The following is a 19,483-nucleotide window of genomic DNA, read 5'->3' on the forward strand; positions in this document are numbered from 1 at the left end:
CTTCCCTGCCGCGCAAGGACATGGCAGAGTGCAGTCCATTCGGGGCGGCACCTTCCGGCGGTTCACTGGAGTGGCGCTGCCAACAAGACAGTTTTTGGTCGCCAGAACGTAGGTTCGTGCGGTCCATCGCATCGGGAATTGGGGAGTGGATATGAACTGGGTTCTGGGTTTAGCTGCAGTTTCGGCTCTTGCGCTGGTCGCGAGTGCTGCCTCGGCGAATGAACTGCGCGAAGATGTCATGGGCGATATGCCGGGCCTGGTGGAGCTTTATAAAGACCTGCACGCCAACCCCGAGCTTAGTTTCCAGGAGTTCGAAACGGCCAAGAAACTCGCCGACAGGGCTCGCGCTCTCGGGTTCGAGGTCACCGAGGGGGTCGGGCAGACCGGCGTAGTCGCGGTCATGCGCAACGGCGAAGGCCCCACGGTCATGCTGCGCGCCGACATGGACGGGCTACCGGTAGTCGAGCAGACCGGACTGCCGTATGCGTCAAAGCGGACTGCGGTGCCTGCCTCCGGGGTCGAAACCGGCGTAATGCACGCCTGCGGTCACGATACGCATATGGCGGCGTGGGTCGGTGCGGCGCAATTGCTGTCGGAGCGGAAGGCCGAATGGTCGGGCACCCTGGTGATGATCCTGCAACCGGCGGAGGAGATCGGGCTGGGCGCTCTGGCAATGCTCGAAGACGGGCTTTACGAGCGCTTTCCCAAGCCGGACTACGTGCTGGGTTTCCACGACGCGGCGCAGTTTCCTGCGGGCATGATCGGCTATTCGCCCGGCTACGCGCTGGCCAACGTTGACAGCGTCGACATCACTGTCAAAGGCGTCGGCGGGCATGGCGCGTACCCGCATACGGCCAAGGATCCGATCGTCCTTGCAAGTGCGATCGTAATGAAGCTGCAGACGCTGGTGAGCCGCGAAAGCTCGCCGCTCGATCCGGCAGTCGTGACTGTCGGTAGCTTCCTAGCCGGAGCCAAGCACAACATCATCCCGGACGAGGCGAAGCTACAGCTTACCGTGCGCTCGTACAGCGATGAATCGCGCCAGCTGCTGCTTGATGGCATCAAGCGGATCGTGAAGGGTGAGGCCATGGCGGCGGGCATGCCGGACGACAGGATGCCCGAGGTCAACGTCATCCTTCCGTACACGCCTTCGACCTACAACACGCCCGAATTCACAGAGCAGGTCATGGCGAAGCTAACAGACCGCTTCGGCGAAGGGCGCGTGATGCAGGTACCTTCGGTCATGGGCGGCGAGGACTTCGGCCAGTTCTACCGCGCCGACCGCGAGAACATCGAATCGCTGATCTTCTGGGTCGGCGGCGTCCCGCAGGACGAGTTCGACGCAGCGCAGCGTGGTGAGACGAAGCTGCCGTCGCTGCACAGCCCGTTCTGGGCACCCGATGCGGAAAAGGTGATTGCGACGGCTACCGAAGCCATGGTCGCGTCGACGCTCGACCTGATGAGCGCGTCGGGAGGTTAGCCGGGGCTGCTAGAAGTCGTCGCCGGCATCGGACGCCAGATCGACCGCCGCGCTCGAACCGCCGGTTCTTGCACGCGATGCTTGCGTCAGCCGCTCCATCGCTGCCTGGCGTTCTGCGGATGTGCCCGAGAGGAGGACGTTACGACCACCGGTCAGTTGACGCCGCAATTCGGGGGAGAGTGCGAACCACTCATCCTCGGTCATGCCGAGGATTGACCAGATTGCAGCTCCCTGCCCCACTTTCGAAGGGGCTCGCCGCATGGTCGCAGACAGCCTGCCGCTGCCGCGCGCAGCGAGCGTTGGCGCGCCCAGGGCTGTGTCTGGGCCGAAACTGCCGCCCCCCTGCTGCGCGTCGGAACCTTCGCGCCGTGTGATGATCGCGCTGACCGGCTCGCCGTCGGGCTTGCGCACATCGGCGACCTGCTTGGCCATCTCGGCCTTTACAGCGTCCTGCGCCTCGTCATCCGCCATAAAGCCGATGGCCGCGGTGACGCAGATCGTCACAACGGCGAAGTGTTGATACATCTTCGCGGTGCTCAGCGGCTTCTTCTTGGCTTTGCGGACCATGCGGGCCGCCATAGCGCCAAGCGGTTAATCAATCGCGAGCGTCACCTCACGCAAAATTATGCGGCCGCCGGAGCGTCAAACTCCGACGGCCGCCATCTCCTCCCCAGGAGATCGGTTAGCGTCGCTCAGCCGTAATTGCCCAAGCGATGGTGCAAGGCGTTGATCTTGGCCAGTTCCTCGCGGTCTTCGGTAGCTTTGGCATGGCTCTCCAGCGCACGCCGCAGCAGCTTGAAATCCGCAGTCGAGAGCAGGGCGCGCGCCCGTCCCGGTTCCTTTTTGGCTTCGGTGTCGGTCATCGTTCCTCTCCTTCTTCTCGCTGCCCGATCAGGCGGCTTCGAACTGGTTCATGGTGTTATCTGCGCCGCCCGCCTTCAGGGCAGCTTCACCGGCAAAATACTCCTTGTGATCGTCACCGATGTCCGAACCGGCCATGTTCTGGTGCTTCACGCAGGCGATGCCCTGGCGGATCTCCTCGCGCTGAACGTTCTTGACGTAGCCCAGCATGCCTTCGTCACCGAAGTAGCGCTTGGCGAGGTTATCCGTGCTCAGCGCTGCCGTGTGATAGGTCGGCAGGGTGATCAGGTGGTGGAAGATGCCCGCCTCGCGCGCCGCATCGGCCTGGAAGGTCTGGATGCGCGCATCGGCTTCAGCGGCGAGCTCGGTCTCGTCGTACTCTGCGTCCATGAGACGGGCGCGGTCGTAATTGGTGAGATCGCGGCCTTCTTCCTTCCAGGCATCGAAAACCTGCTGGCGGAAGTTGAGCGTCCAGTTAAAGCTCGGCGAATTGTTATAGACGAGCTTGGCATTCGGAATCACTTCGCGGATGCGCTTCACCATACCGCCGATCTGGCCGATATGCGGCTTCTCGGTTTCGATCCACAGCAGGTCGGCGCCGGCCTGCAGGCTGGTGATGCCGTCGAGGACGCAGCGATCTTCGCCCGTCCCTTCACGGAACTGGAACAGGTTCGACGGTAGACGTTTGGGACGCAGCAGCTTGCCTTCGCGGCTCAGGAACACATCACCATTCTTCATGTCTTCGGGCGAGACTTCTTCGCAGTCGAGGAATGCGTTGTACTGGTCGCCGAGATCGCCTTCTTCCGTCGTGTAGGCGATCTGCTTGGTGAGGCCCGCGCCGAGCGAGTCGGTACGTGCAACGATGATGCCGTCCGGAACGCCCAGTTCGAGGAAGGCGTAGCGGATCGCGCGGATCTTCTGGTGGAAGTCCTCGTGCGGGACAGTGACCTTTCCATCCTGGTGGCCGCACTGCTTCTCGTCCGAAACCTGGTTTTCGATCTGCAGCGCGCAGGCACCGGCTTCGATCATCTTCTTGGCGAGCAGGTAGGTCGCCTCGGCATTGCCGAAGCCGGCATCGATATCGGCAATGATCGGGACGACATGGGTCTGGTGCTCTTCGATCTTGCGTTGCAGGCGGTGGATATTCACTGCGTCGCTGGCTTCCTTCGCCGCGTCGAGTTCACGGAACAGGCCGCCCAGTTCGCGGGCATCGGCCTGTTTGAGGAAAGTGTAGAGCTCCTCGATCAAGGCCGGAACGCTGGTCTTCTCATGCATCGACTGGTCGGGCAGGGGTCCGAATTCGCTCCGCAATGCAGCGACCATCCAGCCCGACAGATAGAGATAACGGCGCTTGGTGCTGCCGAAATGCTTCTTGATGCTGATCATCTTTTGTTGCGCGATGAACCCGTGCCAGCAGCCCAGCGACTGGGTGTAATTGGCAGGGTCGTTGTCATAGGCCTTCATGTCATCGCGCATGATCTTCGCGGTATAACGCGCGATATCGAGGCCGGTGGGAAACCGGTTCTGGATCTGCATCCGGGCTGCCGCTTCGGCATCGATGGCATCCCAAGGTGCGCCGTTGCTGGCGATCGTTTCGTTCATCTTCGCGATGGTTTGCTGGTAGGTCATGGCGGATCTCCTGTCCGGGGAAAGATGTGTTGGAGCAGCTTTTCGCATCCAATTTGCTAAAGTGATAGAAATTCTTACAGGAAATCTTGTTTATCGAGCGGCCGTATGGCAGTTGGACGTGTCAAGATGTAAGGATCGATACAAATGGCTGAATCATCGATTTTCGCGGGCGCCGCGTTGCGCCGATTGCGCAAGCGCGAAGGCGTAACTCAAGCCGAAATGGCGCAGCGCCTCGGCATTTCGGCCAGCTATCTCACTCTGATGGAACGCAATCAGCGCCCGGTTTCCGCCCGCGTGATCGTACAATTGGTAGAACAATACGATTTCGATCCGCGCCAGTTGCGCGAAGACGAGTCGATCGGCGGGCTTGACGGGTTGTACCGACGGCTGCGGGACGAGCGCTTTGCCGATCTGGACATCGATCGCGATGAGGCCGAGGAATTTCTGTCCAATGCTCCCCAGGCCGCCGCCGCCTTTGCGCGCCTGTTCGACAGCGGTGGAGGAAGTGGATCATCTGCCGAAAATCCAATGTCGGAATCGCGCCGAGAAATCGAGCGTTGGCGCAATTATTTCGGGGATCTCGACGTCGCTGCCGAGGAATTGGCGGACGAGTTGCGCCTGTCACGCGCCGATTTCTATACCGCTGTGACCGAGCGTCTGCGGGAGAAGCATCACCTCGCCATTCGCATCCTGCCACGCGATGTCATGCCCGGGTCTATCAGGCGCCTGGATTTTCACGCAAGGCAAGTCCAGCTCAGCGAAATGCTTTTGCCGCCATCGCGCAATTTCCAGCTGGCGCTTCAGCTTGCCGAGCTGGAATATGGCTCCGCGGTAAAGGCAATCGCCGAAGGCTCGACCTTCAGCGACCCGGCCGGGCGCAAGCTGTTCGAACGCCACCTCGCGGGCTATTTCGCAGCTGCTCTCATGATGCCCTACGGCCGCTTCCTCCGGGCCTGCGAATCCACCGGCTATGACCTCACGGTACTCCCGCGCCGCTTCGGTGCCAGCATCGAACAGGTCTCCCACCGCCTGACGACGCTCCAGCGTGTCGGTCAGAGAGGATTGCCCTTCTTCATGGCCAGGATCGACAGGGCAGGTCAGTTCTCCAAGCGCTTCGTCGGCGAGAGCGGTGCGACCCTGATTGACCAGCCGCATTCCTGTCCGCGCTGGAACGTCAATCGCGCGATCGAGCGGCCTGATGATTGGCTCGTGCAGGCCGTATTGCTGGAAGAGGGGCGTGGCGGTCCGACCCATTGGCTAACCATGAGCCATGCGGCGACATCATCGACCGGGGAGGCGGATGCCCGCTTTGCCATTGTCGTCGGTCTCGAAGCGAAATTTGCCAGCGATTTGGCGCAGGCGAAGGGGGTGTCGCTCAATCCTGAGTCCGCGACGAAGGTTGGGCTGGGTTGCACCACCTGCACCTGGGTCGATTGCCGTCAGCGTTCGCTGCCGCCTCGTGGTGCCTCGCTACAGTTCGAATTGATCACGCGCGCCAATACGCCTTTCCAATTCGATAGCTGAGCCGGGAACCGAAGGATCGCCCCGGCATTTGCGCTTGAGGAGGAAATCCCATGACTGAAGAACGCGTTACCACGACAGAGAACCCGGACGGTTCGATCACCACCACGAGGACGACATCCGTAGGCGAGCGCGAACCGCGTTCCGGCGGCGGTATCTGGCTGATTGCGATCGTGCTGTTGATTGCAATCGTCGCCGGTTTCTTCATCTTCAATAACATGTCCGGCGCCGAAGTGGCCAAGGATACCGCGATCGCTGACGCGGCCAACGATGTCGGCGATGCAGCGCAACAGGTCGGCGATGCGGCGCAGGATGCGGCCGACAACCTGACCGGGGGAGAATAGATCGATCTTAACCATCGTGCACGCCCGATGACAGGCGATCCGCACGCGGTGTAAAATTTACCGACATTTCATCTTATGCCCCTAGTCGGTGATCCCTCGCAGAAGGGAAACCGACCAGGGCCATGATCCGCCTGTTCAAACATTATATCCCGTATGCCGTAGTACTGATGGGGCTCATCGACCTCGTCCTGCTGGTAATGGCGGCGGAAATTGCGTGGCACGTGCGGGCTGCGCAAGTCGAGATGTCGCTTGGGACCTTGCTCGGGCGCACCTCGCTGCTGATGTCCTTCGCCCTGGTGGTTTGGCTCGCCATGATCTCGGTCGGGATCTACGGCACTGAGGCGGTGCGCTCGATGCGCTTCGCGGCGGCCCGGTTGCTGGTGGCCATCAGCCTCGGCGTAATCGCGCATTCAGTACTCGATTTCCTCCTGCCAGGCGTCACCTTATGGCGATCGACGCTGGCCTACGCGGTGGGCCTTTCCTTTGTTGCCCTGATGGGCAATCGCATCGTGATCTCGAAAATGCTCGGCATGGACGCTTTTCGCAGGCGCATCGTTGTCCTCGGCGCGGGGCAGCGTGCTCAGCGATTGGCGGAACTGGCGAAGCGCCCGGAAAGCGGATTCCAGATCGTTGCCAATATCGCGATGTCGGAAGCGGGCCGCACCATGCATCATGCCATCGCTCGCGACGGTATCGCGGACCTCGGACAATTCGTCGCCGAACAACGCGCCACCGAAGTCGTGCTCGCAATCGAGGAGCGGCGCAACTCGCTTCCCTTGAAGGATCTGGTGCGGGTCAAGACCAAGGGCGTCCATGTCAACGAATTCAGCAGTTTCATGGAGCGGGAAACCGGGCGCGTCGATCTCGATACGCTCAATCCTAGCTGGCTCATCTTCTCCGACGGCTTCAGTTCGGGGCGCGCGATCTCGAGCGTCGCCAAGCGTGCGTTCGATATTGTCGCCAGCGGATTACTGCTGCTGATCACCTTCCCGATAATCGGCCTGTTTGCAGTGCTCGTGAAGCTGGACAGCAAGGGTCCTGCCTTCTTCCGCCAGCAGCGCGTCGGGCTCTACGGCGAGACCTTCGACGTCATCAAGCTCCGTTCCATGCGCACGGATGCCGAGAAGGACGGCGCGAAATGGGCATCGAAGGACGATCCGCGTATTACCCGGCTTGGCAAGTTCATCCGCAAGGTACGGATCGACGAATTGCCTCAGACCTGGAGCGTTCTCAAAGGCGAGATGAGCTTTGTCGGACCGCGGCCAGAGGTTCCGGCGTTCGTGGCCGAATTGGACAGGCAATTGCCCTATTATGCCGAGCGCCACATGGTAAAGCCGGGCATCACGGGCTGGGCGCAGATCAACTATCCCTATGGCGCCAGTATCGAAGATTCCCGGCACAAGCTCGAATACGATCTCTACTACGCGAAGAATTACACGCCGTTCCTGGATCTGCTGATTCTGCTTCAGACGCTCAGGGTGATCCTGTGGCCGGACGGTGCGCGATGATGACGGGCTCCGGCTTGTGGGCATTTCTCGTCATGCTGGTGCACTTGCTGAGTGCGGCGGGTTGCATCGTGGCGGCCGCCTGGGTGATCAAGCGCCCGCTTGCCAAACGGCCCGATCGCAAGCCTACGATCGCTGCTTTCGCCCTCACGACAATTTGGGCGATCATCGCCGCCTCGCTCGGTGCGCAATCGGACCCGGCCGTGTTGGCGGAGACTGGTCGCAATCTCGCCTGGATCCTCGTCTTGTACCGCTTGTTCGGTCACGACGGCCGCGACCGTGGCATGACCGGCATCAGGCCCGTTGCGCTCGCCCTGGCGTTCGTATCCCTGATGCAGCCGGTTCTCCTCTTCGTCGCGGCAAATTGGGCGATCACCCCCGAATTGCAGGAGGCTACGGCGCAAACTGCTGCCGCGCTCCATATGCTCGTGGCCATCGGCGCGCTTGTTTTGCTGCATAACCTCTATGCCGGCGCCGCTCCCGATACGCGGGTTACGCTGCGATGGAGTGCGGCCGGTCTGACCGGGTTCTGGGCGGTCGAACTGAATTATTTCGTGTTCGCATATCTGGTCGGTCAGGCGCCGCCGGAGTTCGCCGCCATCCGCGGACTGGTCGCGGGTTTGATGGCTATCCCGCTCGCGCTAGGGGCATCGAACGGTCTTGCCGGGCGCAGGTTGCAGGCCAGCCATACAGTCGCATTCAGAACGCTGTCGCTGCTGGTGATTGGCGCCTACCTCGGCTTGGTTGTGATCGCGGCCGAACTGGTTTCGCTGCTTGGCGGCGATCTGGGCCGTCTGGCGCAGGTCGGTTTCCTGGTCGTGGCGGCGGCTGTCACGCTGCTCTGGTTGCCGTCCGAGCGCCTGCGCGCATGGGTTCGCGTTACCGTGCTCAAGCACCTCTTCAAGCACCGCTATGACTATCGCGAAGAGTGGATGCGGTTTACCGAGACGATCGGCCGGGCAAACGACCGGGATCTCCCGCTCTTCCAGCGTGCGGCCAAGGCGATGGCCGATATCATCCAGAGCCCGGGCGCAGTGTTGTTCCTGCCGGACGACGACGGTCGCATGATCGAACAGTCACGCTGGAACTGGACCGGAGCGGACCAGAGCCTTGCAGCGCTCTCGCCGGATTTCGTCACGCGCCTCGCGCGCGAAGAATTCATTGTCGAAATTGGTCATCAGCGTCCGAGCGGCGATCCCCGTTACCCGCAGGTCCCGGCCGAGCTTGAAGCAGACCCCAAGGCTTGGGTCATCATTCCCTTGCTGCATTTCGACCGCAACGTCGGCGTGGTCCTGCTCGAACGGCCGAATGTGCCCCGGTCGCTCGACTGGGAAGACTTTGACCTGCTCAAGATCGCGGCGCGGCAACTGGCGAGTTACCTTGCCGAGCACGAAAGCCAGAACGCGCTGATGGAAGCCGCACAGTTCGACGATTTCAATCGCCGCATGGCGTTTGTGATGCACGACATCAAGAACCTGGCGAGCCAGCTGCAATTGCTGAGCAAGAATGCCGAAAAGCACTCTGAAAACCCCGACTTCCGAAAGGACATGCTCGTAACCTTATCGAGCAGCGCAGGAAAATTGAACCAGTTGCTTGCGCGGCTCGGTCGCTATGGCACGGGGCAGCCGGTCGTCCCCAGGCCCGTCGATCTGAGCGCCCTTGCGCGCGGCGTGGTGCGTCGCTTCGAGGCCGACCATCCGGTTGCGCTCACCCGCGCCGATGCATGCAGCGTGCTCGCGGATATGGAGTGCCTCGAGCAGGCTGTTGTCCACCTGGTGCAAAACGCGATCGATGCGAGCGATCCGGGCATGCCGGTTTCGGTCGATGTTTCGAGCGATGGCCTCCACGGCAAGATCGAAATTGTCGACAGTGGTTGCGGCATGGATCCGGAGTTCGTCCGCCACCGCCTCTTCAAGCCGTTCGTTTCTTCGAAAGAGGGCGGCTTCGGGATCGGCGCACTTGAGGCGCGCGAACTGGTCCGGGCCATGCAGGGCCGTCTCGATGTCCAGTCGCGCCCCGGTATCGGCTCGCGCTTCTCCATCACTTTGCCGCTTGCCGAAGCGGCGAGGTTCCTCTCCTCCAATAATGACCAAGAGGCTGCCTGATGGCCCAGAACCGACCCAAACTGCTCGTGATTGAGGACGATCCCGGCCTGCAGGCCCAGCTCAAATGGGCTTACGAGGACTTCGAGGTCGTCATTGCCGGAAATCGCGAACAGGCGCTTGCGGCGGTGCGTTCGGACGAACCGGCGGTCGTAACGCTCGACCTCGGCCTGCCGCCCGACCCGGACGGTACGAGCGAGGGCTTTGCCGTGCTCGACGCCATCATGGCGATAAAACCCGATACGAAAGTGATCGTTGCCTCGGGCCACGGTGCCAGGGAAAGCGCGCTTCAGGCGATCGCGCGCGGTGCCTATGACTTCTACCAGAAGCCCGTCGATATCGACGACCTCGGGCTGATCGTGCGGCGTGCCTTCAATCTGCATGCGATCGAAGCGGAGAACCGCCGATTGGCGGATCAGGTCGGCGAAGACCGTACCGTGCTCGGTTCGCTCATCACCGGGGCGCCGGAAATGGCCAAGGTCGCCCGCACGGTGGAGCGCGTCGCCAAGACCGACGTTTCGGTGATGCTGTTGGGCGCGAGCGGGACCGGAAAGGAGCTTCTCGCGCGCGGCGTTCATGACAGCAGTGACCGTCGCGATGCGGCCTTCGTTGCCATCAATTGTGCGGCGATCCCGGAAAACCTGCTGGAAAGCGAACTGTTCGGGCATGAAAAGGGCGCGTTTACCGGGGCGGTGAAAACGACCGAGGGCAAGATCGAACAGGCCCACGGCGGTACGCTGTTTCTCGACGAGGTCGGTGACATTCCGCTGCCGTTACAGGTCAAGTTGCTTCGCTTCCTGCAAGAGCGCACGATCGAAAGAATTGGCGGACGCAAGCAGATCGCTGTCGACACTCGCATCGTCTGCGCGACGCACCAGGATCTCGAATCCATGACGGCGGAGGGTACGTTTCGCGAGGACCTGTTCTATCGCTTGGCCGAGATCGTCATCAAGATTCCGTCGTTGGCAGAGCGGCCCGGCGACGCGGCGCTGCTGGCCAAGGCCTTTGTCACGCGCTTCGCCAAGGAAATGAACCCGCAGGTCAAGGGCTTTGCTCCCGATGCGCTCGCGGCGATCGATGGCTGGGGCTGGCCAGGTAACGTCCGCGAGCTCGAGAACCGCGTCAAGCGCGCCGTTATCATGGCCGACAGCCGATTGATCGGCGCCGAAGATCTCGATCTCGCTCCCGATGGCGAAGAGCAGAGCCAGGCTCTCAACCTGAAGGCCGCGCGCGAACTGGCCGACCGCCGTGTGATCCGCCATGCGCTCGCGCGTACCGAAGGCAATATCTCCAGTACAGCCAAGCTTCTGGGGATTAGCCGCCCGACGCTCTACGATTTGCTCAAGCAGTATGATCTGCACGCGTAAAACCCTGCGCGGTATCTTCGGCGTTGCGGTATTCGCTTTGTCGCTTGCGGCCTGCAGCGAGAACACGCCCGAGCAGCCGCCGCTCGAGCGGGCGATTGCGGCGCTCGAGGACGGCGATGGGTTCGGCGCGGAACTGATCCTGCGCAAGATGCTGGCAGATGGCGTCGAGCGAAGCGCGATCTCTGCTTTTCTCGGTGAAGCGGAGCTGATCCAGGGTCAGCCTGCGGAGGCGCGGCGGTGGTTGGCGGAAGGTGCCTTCACCGATGCCACGGCCGGACGCGGCTTCCACATGCTCGGCCGCCTGGAGATGCGCGAAGGCAACCTCCCCGCTGCGGGGCAGGCGTTCGACCGGGCGATCGCCTTTATTCCGGACGATCCGCGTCTTTGGACCGATATCGGCCGGCTGCGCTATCGCGGGGGAGAGCAGGGGCTTGCCGTCGATGCCGCAGAACATGCGGTCAAGCTCGGTCCTGAGAATTCGGAAGCGCTCCTGTTCATGGCACAGCTAACGCGCGACTCACACGGTATGGCGGCGGCGCTTCCCTGGTTCGAACGGGCTATTGCTGCCAAACCCGACCAGCTCGACCTAATGGCTGAATATGCGGCGACGTTGGGAGACGCCGGTGAAGCGCAAGAGGCGCTGGCGGTGATCAGGGACATTGCCTCGCGCAATCCGGGATATCTGCGAAGCTATTACCTGCAAGCCGTTCTGGCCGCCCGTGCGGGTCAGTACGATCTTGCGCGCAAACTGCTTTTCAGGAGCGGCGGCTTTGTAAACGATACGCCGGCCGGGATCCTGTTATCAGGCATCATCGACCTCGAGACAGGCAATTTCGCCAGCGCTGCGCAGAACTTCGACAAGCTCTCGCGGCAACAGCCGGAGAATGCGCAAGTGCGCGAGCTTCTCGCGCGATCGCTGGCGATGGGAGGGAACCATCGCGAGCTGGTCTATCGCTTCGACGAGGTTGCGCGCGAAGTCAGCGCCAGCCCCTACCTGCAAGCACTCGTGGCGCGCGGTCATGAAGCGCTCGGCAATCGGGACAAGGCAGCCGGATTGATCGACAGCGCAGCGAAGAAGCAGGCCGAGAACCTTGCCGCCGTGAAACCCTCGGGCGACTTCGACAACCGAAACCGGACATCTGCGACCAGCGGGCAAGAAGCACTCGATCTGGTACGCAGTTACATCACCTCTGGCCGCGGACCTGCTGCCGTCACGGTTGCGGAAGATTTTCGCGAACGCTTTGTGGGCTCCGCCGATGCGCTCAGCCTCGCGGGCGACGCAGCTCTGGCCAACCGTGATGTCAGCCGTGCGCTCGACCTGTACGCACAGTCTGCGCGCATCCGGCAGTCTTGGCCGCTGGCGCGGCGGCGGTATTTCGGACTGCGCGCTGCCGGTGAGGCAGCGCAGGCGCAGCGATTGTTGGAGGAATATCTGATTGGCCATCCCGGCTCGACCGAACCGGCCCTGCTCCTGGCGCGGGTGCACTATGATCGCGGCAATTCCCCGCGCGCCGGGCAATTGCTGGATCACGCGCTGCTGGCAGGTGGCGATCGCGATCCGGAAATCCTCGCCCTGCGCGCCGTCATTGCCTTGCGCATGGACCAGCCGGAGTTGGCCACGCGCATCGCGAGGCGGGGTATGGAGATCAATCCGATGCATCCGGCAACGCTGCAGGCGATGGCAATGATCTCCCGCGAGCCATTGGCATCCGCGCTCCTCGCCAAAGCGAACGGGAGCGGAAACAGTCCGCGTGTCGCCCGCCGCTGATCGGAGAGAAACGCGCCCAAGACCTCGACAGGCATGCCGAGAGCAGGCAGGGGCGGCGTGTGCATCCGCTGGCCAAAGCCCTTCGTGATCCGATGATTGCAGTGCTGCTGCTGGCGACGTTGCTGGCGATCGTCTTGCCGGCGACAGGTGACGCGCGCGAGCCGATCCGGGCAGTGTCGAATGCGGCGATTTTTGTGCTGTTTCTCGTCAACGGAATGCGGATAGCGCGTGGCGATATCGCGAGGGGTCTGACAAACTGGCGTTTCTTCCTGCCGTTGGGTCTCTGGGTCTTCGGTATCATGGCGCTGGCGGGCCTCGGTTTCTCGAAGCTGGCGGATAATATCCTGCCGCCGCTGATTGCGCTCGGTTTTCTCTACCTCGGAACGCTGCCGTCGACGATCCAGTCAGCGACGTCCTATACGACCATCGCCGGAGGGAATGTGGCGCTGTCAGTGATAGGTGCCGCGTTGATCAACATCGCGGGCGTCTTCATCACCGCGCCTTTGTTTGGCGTATTGGGTGGTGGCGACATTGCCAGCACCGGGCCCGACGTCATCATCCGCATTGCACTGCTGCTGGTTTTGCCGTTCGTGATCGGCCAGGCGCTGCAAGGCTGGACTTTCGAATGGATAGCGGCCCACCGTGCGCGGATCGTCTGGTTGGACCGTATCGTAATCGGGCTCGCCGTCTATGTCGCTTTTTCCGGGGCGGTTGAGCAGGGGATCGGTCGCGATCTTTCGATAGTTTCGGGCGCTTGGCTGGTCGTCCTCACGCTCGCCTTCCTGCTGGTCGCGAATGTGGGAGCGTGGGTGGCAAGTGGCGCTCTCAGCCTGCCATATCCGGATCGGATTGCATTCCTGTTTGCCGGAAGCCAGAAGAGCGTGGCTATCGGCGCGCCGCTGGCGGCATTGCTCTTCCCTGCGCAACAGGCCGGTTACGTGATCGCGCCTTTGCTGCTCTACCATCTGGTCCAGCTGATGATCGCCGCGCCGATGGCAGGCTTCTTTGCCGAACAAACCGCCGACTAGCCTATTCGCCCGTCCCCACCGGTTGCTTGCGGTTGAAACGGATCGACCACAGCAGCGACAGCCCGATCAGGATCGCGCCGATCAATCCGGTGATCGTCTCGGGAATGTGGAACTTAGCCGACAGCAGCATGATCACGCCCAGCACGATAATCGCCCAGAACGCGCCATGTTCGAGATAGCGATATTGCGCGAGCGTGCCCTGGCGCACGAGGTGGATCGTCATCGAGCGAACAAACATCGCCCCCACTGACAGGCCGAGCGCGATAACGATCATGTTGTTCGACAGCGCGAATGCACCGATAACGCCGTCGAAGCTGAAACTGGCATCGAGCACTTCGAGGTAGAGAAAGCCGCCAAGTCCCGAACGCACGATTTCTCCGGCCGCTTTCTTGCGAGTTTCGCGCTGTTCTATCAGCGAGCCAACGGCGTTGACGCCGATGTAGGTGAGAAGCCCGAGGATCGCGGCGGTCAGGAAGGTCATTGCTTCGTCTGCCGTCAGCAGCGTCGAGACACCGTAGACCAGCGCCAGAACCAGCCCGATCTCGACCGCAGGTACGGTGGATACGCGATTGATTGCGCGCTCGATCTTGCCGATCCAGTGCACGTTCTTCTCGCTGTCGAAGAAGAAGGTCAGCCCGACCATCGCAAGGAAGGCTCCGCCGAAGCCGGCAATGCCCAGATGCGCCTCGGAGACGATGCGCTCATATTCCTGCGGCTCGTTGAGCGAGAGAGTGATCGCTTCGACCGGTCCGAGATCGGCGGCAATCGCGACGATGGCGATGGGAAAGACGATCCGCATCCCGAAGACGGCGATCAGGATCCCGATGGTCAGGAATCGTTGCTGCCAGACCGGGTCCATTTCGCGCAAAACCGTTGCGTTGACGACGGCGTTGTCGAAGCTGAGCGAAACCTCCAGGATCGACAGGACGAAGACGATCCAGAGCAGCGACAGCGTGCCCCAGATCGTTCCGGTGCTGGCCCAGCCGTACCATGCGGCAAGGCCGAAGCAGACCGCGGTAAAAGCCAGCGAAAAAGTGTAGTAGCGCAGCAGCGTTTGCATCGATTGTCCTGAACCCGTTTGCGGCGCGCGCTAGGGTATTTGCCTGAGGCTCGCAAGCGCGCCGGAAGCCTATTTGGGCTGGTAAAGCTGTTCTGGTCCGGGGAAGCTTCTCGCGCGGACTTCCTCGGCATAGGTCTTGGCCGTCGCTTCGATGGTTTCGGCGATATCGCCATACTTCTTCACAAAGCGCGGGACGCGTTCGAACATGCCCAGCATGTCCTCCGTCACCAGCACCTGCCCATCGCACTGCGCCGAAGCACCGATCCCGATCGTCGGCGCGCGAACGGCCTCGGTGGCGGCGACGGCGATCGGCTCCAGCACGCCTTCGATGACGATGGCAAAGGCCCCGGCATCGTCGAGTGCCTTGGCGTCGGTGACGATCTTGTCGGCCTCCGCATCATTGCGGCCGCGCGCGGCATAGCCGCCGAGGACATTGACCGCTTGCGGGGTCAGCCCGACATGGCCCATCACCGGGATGCCTCGCTGGTTGAGAAATGCGACCGTCTCCGCCATCGCTTCGCCGCCTTCGAGCTTGACCGCCGCTGCGCCGCTTTCCTTGAGCAGGAAGCTGGCGCTCTCGAAGGCCTGCTGCGGCGATTGCTCGTAGGATCCGAAAGGCATGTCGACCACAACCACCGAGTGATAGCTCCCGCGTACGACCGCCGCTGCGTGGTCCGCCATCATCCGCAGGGTGACGGGAATGGTGGAGGGCAGACCATAGATCACCTGCCCCAGCGAATCCCCAACCAGCAGCAGGTCGCAATGGGCATCGAGCAGCTGCGCCTGCCGCGCGGTGTAGGCCGTCAGCATGACCAGCGGCTCTTCGGTCTTGCCGTCTTTCTTCCGCGCGCGGATTTTCGGCACGGTCAGCCGCTTCATCGGAGCGGGGGTGGGATTGGCGCGGCTCGTGCTCGTATCGAGCTTGAAGGTCGTGGACATGGCGCGTGGATTAGCCGCGCGTGGCGGCAAAGGCAAAGCGTCCCGTTTCCTTTGGCCCTTGGCCTAGGCGCAAAATCGTTGCAGAAGGCGCGCATTACCCGCGCGAGGGGGTCGCGCGTTGAGAGGACAAAATCACGATATGGTAGCTTCAGCTTCGACCGGTAGCGCAGCGCGCGACGGATGGTCATCTCGTTCGGCGTTTATCCTTGCGGCCATCGGTGCCGCGGTCGGTCTCGGCAATATCTGGCGCTTCCCGACGCTCGCCGGCGAAAGCGGGGGTGGGGCCTTCGTGTTCTTCTATATCGCCTGCGTGTTCCTGCTCGGTCTGCCGCTGGTTCTTTCCGAGGTGTTCATCGGGCGCGCGGGCCAGACCGATGCAGTGGGTTCGATCAAGAAAGTGGCACGAGATTCCGGCGCGTCGGAAAGCTGGTCGATTTTCGGCGCGGTCGGCGCAATGGCGGCGTTCCTGATCCTGTCGTTCTATTCGGTGGTCGCGGGCTGGGTGCTCTATTACGTCGGAGTGATGGGGGCGGACCTGCTGGGCGCCATCGCTGCAGGCGAGCCGTTCCGTGGCGCGCTGGCGGGCGAAAGCCAGGAGGCGATTCAGGGGCGGATGGGCAATCTCTTCGCCAGTCCGGGGCTGCTGCTTGCAATGCACCTCGTGTTCATGGGCGGCACGCTTTTCATCGTTGCGCGCGGCATCGGTTCAGGGATCGAAAAAGCCGCGACTTGGTTGATGCCTGCATTCTTTGTCCTGCTGGTCGGCATTACCATTTACGGCGCATTCGTGGGAGATATGGGCGATGCGATCGCATTTCTCTTCACGCCCGACTGGTCGAAGCTGACGCCTGCGGTGATGAATTCCGCATTGGGCCAGGCGCTATTCTCACTGTCGCTCGGGGTGGCTGGTCTCATCACCTACGGTTCCTACATCAACGAAGGCAGCAAGCTGGGCTCGACTTCGGCCACCATCGCTATCGCCGACACCAGCGTAGCTCTGCTCGCCGGCCTGATGATCTTCCCCATCGTTTTCGCAGTCGGTCTCGATCCGGCGGCCGGCCCGACGCTGGTGTTCCAGACGCTGCCCTTCGCATTCCAGTCGATGCCGGCAGGCGCGCTGATCGGCTTCCTCTTCTTCGTGCTGATCCTCGTCGCTGCGATCACCAGTTCGATCTCGCTGCTCGAAGTGCCGACTGCATACGGTATCGGCGAGCGGGGCTGGAGCCGTCGCCAGTCGGCGCTCATCTTCGGTGGCGGCGCGTTCGTCGTCGGCATCGCATGCCTGCTCGGCTACAACGTCTGGGCAGACGTGCGCCTGCTTGGCTTCTGGCCGCTGTTTGCAGAGACAGACATCCTCGACACGATCGACGGCTTTACCGGCAAGGTGATGCTGCCGCTCGGTGCGCTGCTGACATCGGTATTCATCGGCTGGAAGGCCGACCGCAAGATGGTGCAGGAAGTGACCGGGCTGGAAGGGCCGATGTTTGCCATCTGGCGCTTCCTGATCGCGTGGCTGTGTCCGCTGGCGGTGACGATCATCCTGATCACCGGCCTGTTCCCGGCGGTGCTGGGATCGTGATTTACGACATTGGCGGCGGGAGATTTGTGGAGTAATTCGCACGCCGTCGGTTGGCAGGGCGGGAGTGGCCCGCTGCGGGCCTGACGGAATCTTCCACGATGTTTCTTGACCGGATTAAGCCGCTCGACGCCATTCTGGCGGCGGCGCGACAGAAGGCGCTCAAGCCGACGCTTGGGGGCTTTCAGCTGATGCTGTTCGGCATCGGCTGCATTATCGGAACTGGCATTTTCGTTCTCACTGCTGCGGGTGCGCAGAAAGCCGGTCCGGGTCTCATGCTGGCGTTCCTGATCGCAGGGGCCGTCTGCGTTGTCGCCGCGCTATGCTATGCCGAAATCGCAGCCGCCGTGCCGGTCTCCGGATCTGCTTACACCTATACCTATGCAACCATGGGTGAACTGCTGGCTTGGACTGTGGGCTGGGCGCTAGTGCTTGAATACGCCATCGCTGCGAGCGCTGTGTCAGTTGGATGGTCGGGCTATTTCGTCGGCACGATCCTCAACGAGACATTCGGTATTTATCTGCCGCAATGGCTTTCTGCTGGGCCGTTGGCACTGGGCGGAGTCGAGGGCGGCCTGATCAACCTACCCGCGTTGCTCATCGCCTTGCTGGTGACCGGTCTGCTGATCATCGGTACCAGCGAAAGCGCGAGGGTGAATGCGGTGCTAGTAACGATCAAGGTCGCAGCCCTGACTGCGTTCGTCGTCCTGACGCTGACGAGTTCGGCATTTGATGTGGCCCACTTCAATCCTTTCCTGCCTGCCGGCGCGTTCGGTGGCTTCGGTTCGGGGCTGGGTGCGGTCGGTGCGGCGGCAACGATCTTCTTTGCCTATGTTGGCTTTGATGCTGTCTCGACTGCCGCTGAAGAAACAAAAAATCCTCAGCGCAACGTGCCTCTAGGCCTCGTCGGTTCATTGCTGGTCTGTACCGTTTTCTACATCTTAGTGGCGGCCGGAGCGATCGGAACGATCGGCGGGCAGCCAATCATGGGACCGGGTGGGGTCCCGTTCCCTGCAGGATCGGAAGAGCTGGCGCGGCAATGTGCCTTGGCAATCCATGCGGACGCGCTGGTTTGCTCAAACGAAGCGCTGGCACATGTCTTGCGGCAGATTGGCTGGTCGGGCGTGGGCAATGCGTTGGGGATAGCGGCCTTCCTGGCGCTGCCGTCTGTAATTCTGGTACTGTTGTTCGCCCAGACCCGGATCTTCTTTGTGATGAGCCGTGACGGTCTGCTGCCGGAAGTGCTGAGCCGGGTGCATCCCAAGTGGCATACGCCGCACGTGGTGACGGCGATCACTGGTTTGGTGGTCGCGGTTGGCGCGGCATTCTTCCCGGTCGGGCAGCTTGCCGACATCGCCAATGCCGGCACGCTTTACGCATTCCTGATGGTCGCGTTGGCGGTGATGGTGCTTCGTCGCACCCAGCCTGACGTCCCGCGCCATTTCCGCGTTTCCGGTCTGTGGTTCGTGGGCCCCGCGACAATGGCGGGATGCCTGTTCCTGTTCCTCAACCTTCCGGCGGACGCGATGATTGTCTTGCCGGTCTGGACGTTGATCGGGCTGGCGATTTATCTGCTTTACGGGCGGCGGCGTAGCCATCTTAGGCAGGGTATCGTCGAAGTCGTCGACGATGTCGCGGGCGAAGAGACTGCGATCCCGATCCATCCTCCGCGCAGCTAAGGCTGGCACGCAAAAGGGGCCGCTCGGTGGAGCGGCCCCTTTCATTGAGTATGCGCATTTAAAGCGCGGTTTCGACGTGTTCGTCGCGGGCTTCCTCGCGCACGTCCTGACCCATGAGCATCTTGGCGGTGGTGATGATGCCGAGATCGCTGTTCCAGATTTCGGCGCTGCCGAGATCCATGCGCAGCATCAGCAGGTTGGGATCGCTCTTGCCGCCGGGGAACCACGCTTCGACAGCGTTGCTCCACTGCTTGTCGAGGCGCTCCTGGCTGGTTTCGCGGCTCAGCACGCCTTCGAAGCGGGCGAAGATCCCGTGGTCCTTGCCGCTGAAGGTTGCGACCGCCGGTCCCATCTGGGCGAGGCTGTGATCCTTCGTGGTGAAGAACCAGATCGCGCTATTGGCATCCTTGTCGAGCTGCGCGGTCATCACGACGGCGTCGTCGCGTGCGTCCTTGCGTTCGAGGAAGACGAAGGGCGAATCGGCCAGCGACTTCCAGAATTTGGTCTTCAGTTCGTCGGCATTGCCTTGGTCGTATTTCATGAGGGGGTTCTCCGTTGGGGTCTGTCCAATCAACGGGATTAGCTGGCTTTTTGTTCCGGATTTCCAGTCGCGCGGAGGAGGCA

At 62.0% G+C, this 19,483-nt stretch carries 16 protein-coding genes; 10 read left to right on the forward strand and 6 right to left on the reverse strand.

The window, feature by feature from the left end; translation table 11 throughout:
- Nucleotides 1–151 precede the first annotated feature (151 nt).
- Entirely contained in the window at nt 152–1,480 is a 1,329-nt protein-coding gene (locus tag EL2594_RS05235; protein ID WP_011413985.1) for an amidohydrolase, read from the forward strand.
- Nucleotides 1,481–1,489: 9 nt separating this feature from the next.
- Here the strand turns inward: EL2594_RS05235 and EL2594_RS05240 are convergent, their stop codons facing one another.
- From EL2594_RS05240 to EL2594_RS05245, 3 genes are all read right to left on the reverse strand, one after another.
- Nucleotides 1,490–2,047, reverse strand: a complete 558-nt coding sequence (locus EL2594_RS05240; protein ID WP_155805981.1) for a hypothetical protein — start codon at nt 2,045–2,047, stop codon at nt 1,490–1,492.
- A 125-nt stretch (nt 2,048–2,172) separates the two neighbouring features.
- Entirely contained in the window at nt 2,173–2,343 is a 171-nt protein-coding gene (locus EL2594_RS15465) for a hypothetical protein (protein WP_011413987.1), read from the reverse strand.
- 28 nt (nt 2,344–2,371) lie between these two features.
- A complete protein-coding gene (locus EL2594_RS05245) occupies nt 2,372–3,970 on the reverse strand; it encodes an isocitrate lyase (protein ID WP_011413988.1) in 1,599 nt (532 codons plus the stop codon).
- 144 nt (nt 3,971–4,114) lie between these two features.
- Between EL2594_RS05245 and EL2594_RS05250 the strand changes: the two genes are divergently transcribed.
- The 7 genes from EL2594_RS05250 to EL2594_RS05280 all read left to right on the forward strand — a co-directional run bounded on the left by EL2594_RS05250 (nt 4,115) and on the right by EL2594_RS05280 (nt 13,605).
- Complete coding sequence (locus tag EL2594_RS05250; RefSeq protein WP_011413989.1) at nt 4,115–5,494, forward strand: helix-turn-helix domain-containing protein; 1,380 nt, start codon at nt 4,115–4,117, stop codon at nt 5,492–5,494.
- A gap of 50 nt (nt 5,495–5,544) precedes the next feature.
- Nucleotides 5,545–5,835, forward strand: coding sequence for a hypothetical protein (locus tag EL2594_RS05255; protein ID WP_011413990.1), 291 nt, complete (start codon nt 5,545–5,547; stop codon nt 5,833–5,835).
- Nucleotides 5,836–5,957: 122 nt separating this feature from the next.
- The gene (locus EL2594_RS05260; RefSeq protein ID WP_011413991.1) at nt 5,958–7,343 is read left to right on the forward strand and encodes a TIGR03013 family XrtA/PEP-CTERM system glycosyltransferase; all 1,386 of its coding nucleotides are present in this window, start codon (nt 5,958–5,960) and stop codon (nt 7,341–7,343) included.
- Nucleotides 7,340–9,445, forward strand: a complete 2,106-nt coding sequence (gene prsK / locus EL2594_RS05265) for an XrtA/PEP-CTERM system histidine kinase PrsK (protein ID WP_011413992.1) — start codon at nt 7,340–7,342, stop codon at nt 9,443–9,445. The genes EL2594_RS05260 and prsK overlap by 4 nt, the downstream gene beginning before the upstream one ends.
- Nucleotides 9,445–10,809 (forward strand): PEP-CTERM-box response regulator transcription factor, encoded by a 1,365-nt coding sequence (prsR, locus tag EL2594_RS05270; RefSeq protein ID WP_011413993.1) that lies wholly within the window; start codon nt 9,445–9,447, stop codon nt 10,807–10,809. Before prsK ends, prsR begins: the two co-directional genes overlap by 1 nt.
- Nucleotides 10,793–12,577 (forward strand): tetratricopeptide repeat protein, encoded by a 1,785-nt coding sequence (locus EL2594_RS05275; protein WP_011413994.1) that lies wholly within the window; start codon nt 10,793–10,795, stop codon nt 12,575–12,577. The genes prsR and EL2594_RS05275 overlap by 17 nt, the downstream gene beginning before the upstream one ends.
- Before the next feature lie 92 nt (nt 12,578–12,669).
- Entirely contained in the window at nt 12,670–13,605 is a 936-nt protein-coding gene (locus EL2594_RS05280; RefSeq protein WP_155805983.1) for a bile acid:sodium symporter family protein, read from the forward strand.
- A gap of 1 nt (nt 13,606) precedes the next feature.
- Here the strand turns inward: EL2594_RS05280 and EL2594_RS05285 are convergent, their stop codons facing one another.
- Both EL2594_RS05285 and panB read right to left on the reverse strand, forming a co-directional pair.
- A complete protein-coding gene (locus EL2594_RS05285) occupies nt 13,607–14,665 on the reverse strand; it encodes a DUF475 domain-containing protein (protein WP_011413996.1) in 1,059 nt (352 codons plus the stop codon).
- A 69-nt stretch (nt 14,666–14,734) separates the two neighbouring features.
- Nucleotides 14,735–15,604, reverse strand: a complete 870-nt coding sequence (gene panB / locus EL2594_RS05290; protein ID WP_011413997.1) for a 3-methyl-2-oxobutanoate hydroxymethyltransferase — start codon at nt 15,602–15,604, stop codon at nt 14,735–14,737.
- Between the two features lie 139 nt (nt 15,605–15,743).
- Here panB and EL2594_RS05295 point away from each other — a divergent pair, with 139 nt between their 5' ends.
- Together EL2594_RS05295 and EL2594_RS05300 are read left to right on the forward strand one after the other, a co-directional pair.
- Nucleotides 15,744–17,183, forward strand: a complete 1,440-nt coding sequence (locus EL2594_RS05295; RefSeq protein WP_011413998.1) for a sodium-dependent transporter — start codon at nt 15,744–15,746, stop codon at nt 17,181–17,183.
- A gap of 98 nt (nt 17,184–17,281) precedes the next feature.
- Nucleotides 17,282–18,859, forward strand: a complete 1,578-nt coding sequence (locus tag EL2594_RS05300; protein ID WP_011413999.1) for an amino acid permease — start codon at nt 17,282–17,284, stop codon at nt 18,857–18,859.
- Nucleotides 18,860–18,917: 58 nt separating this feature from the next.
- Here the strand turns inward: EL2594_RS05300 and EL2594_RS05305 are convergent, their stop codons facing one another.
- A complete protein-coding gene (locus EL2594_RS05305) occupies nt 18,918–19,400 on the reverse strand; it encodes a pyridoxamine 5'-phosphate oxidase family protein (RefSeq protein ID WP_011414000.1) in 483 nt (160 codons plus the stop codon).
- Nucleotides 19,401–19,483 lie beyond the last annotated feature (83 nt).

Source organism: Erythrobacter litoralis HTCC2594 (assembly GCF_000013005.1).
Classification (GTDB): Bacteria; Pseudomonadota; Alphaproteobacteria; order Sphingomonadales; family Sphingomonadaceae; genus Parerythrobacter; species Parerythrobacter litoralis_A.

Coding starts and splice junctions, on each gene's coding strand:
- EL2594_RS05300 (WP_011413999.1), top strand. CDS start 17,282: ATGTTTCTTGACCGGATTAAGCCGCTCGACGCCATTCTGGCGGCGGCG.
- EL2594_RS05240 (WP_155805981.1), bottom strand. CDS start 2,047: ATGGTCCGCAAAGCCAAGAAGAAGCCGCTGAGCACCGCGAAGATGTAT.
- EL2594_RS05275 (WP_011413994.1), top strand. CDS start 10,793: ATGATCTGCACGCGTAAAACCCTGCGCGGTATCTTCGGCGTTGCGGTA.
- prsR (WP_011413993.1), top strand. CDS start 9,445: ATGGCCCAGAACCGACCCAAACTGCTCGTGATTGAGGACGATCCCGGC.
- EL2594_RS05235 (WP_011413985.1), top strand. CDS start 152: ATGAACTGGGTTCTGGGTTTAGCTGCAGTTTCGGCTCTTGCGCTGGTC.
- EL2594_RS05250 (WP_011413989.1), top strand. CDS start 4,115: ATGGCTGAATCATCGATTTTCGCGGGCGCCGCGTTGCGCCGATTGCGC.
- EL2594_RS05280 (WP_155805983.1), top strand. CDS start 12,670: ATGATTGCAGTGCTGCTGCTGGCGACGTTGCTGGCGATCGTCTTGCCG.
- prsK (WP_011413992.1), top strand. CDS start 7,340: ATGATGACGGGCTCCGGCTTGTGGGCATTTCTCGTCATGCTGGTGCAC.
- EL2594_RS05295 (WP_011413998.1), top strand. CDS start 15,744: ATGGTAGCTTCAGCTTCGACCGGTAGCGCAGCGCGCGACGGATGGTCA.
- EL2594_RS05260 (WP_011413991.1), top strand. CDS start 5,958: ATGATCCGCCTGTTCAAACATTATATCCCGTATGCCGTAGTACTGATG.
- panB (WP_011413997.1), bottom strand. CDS start 15,604: ATGTCCACGACCTTCAAGCTCGATACGAGCACGAGCCGCGCCAATCCC.
- EL2594_RS15465 (WP_011413987.1), bottom strand. CDS start 2,343: ATGACCGACACCGAAGCCAAAAAGGAACCGGGACGGGCGCGCGCCCTG.
- EL2594_RS05305 (WP_011414000.1), bottom strand. CDS start 19,400: ATGAAATACGACCAAGGCAATGCCGACGAACTGAAGACCAAATTCTGG.
- EL2594_RS05255 (WP_011413990.1), top strand. CDS start 5,545: ATGACTGAAGAACGCGTTACCACGACAGAGAACCCGGACGGTTCGATC.
- EL2594_RS05285 (WP_011413996.1), bottom strand. CDS start 14,665: ATGCAAACGCTGCTGCGCTACTACACTTTTTCGCTGGCTTTTACCGCG.
- EL2594_RS05245 (WP_011413988.1), bottom strand. CDS start 3,970: ATGACCTACCAGCAAACCATCGCGAAGATGAACGAAACGATCGCCAGC.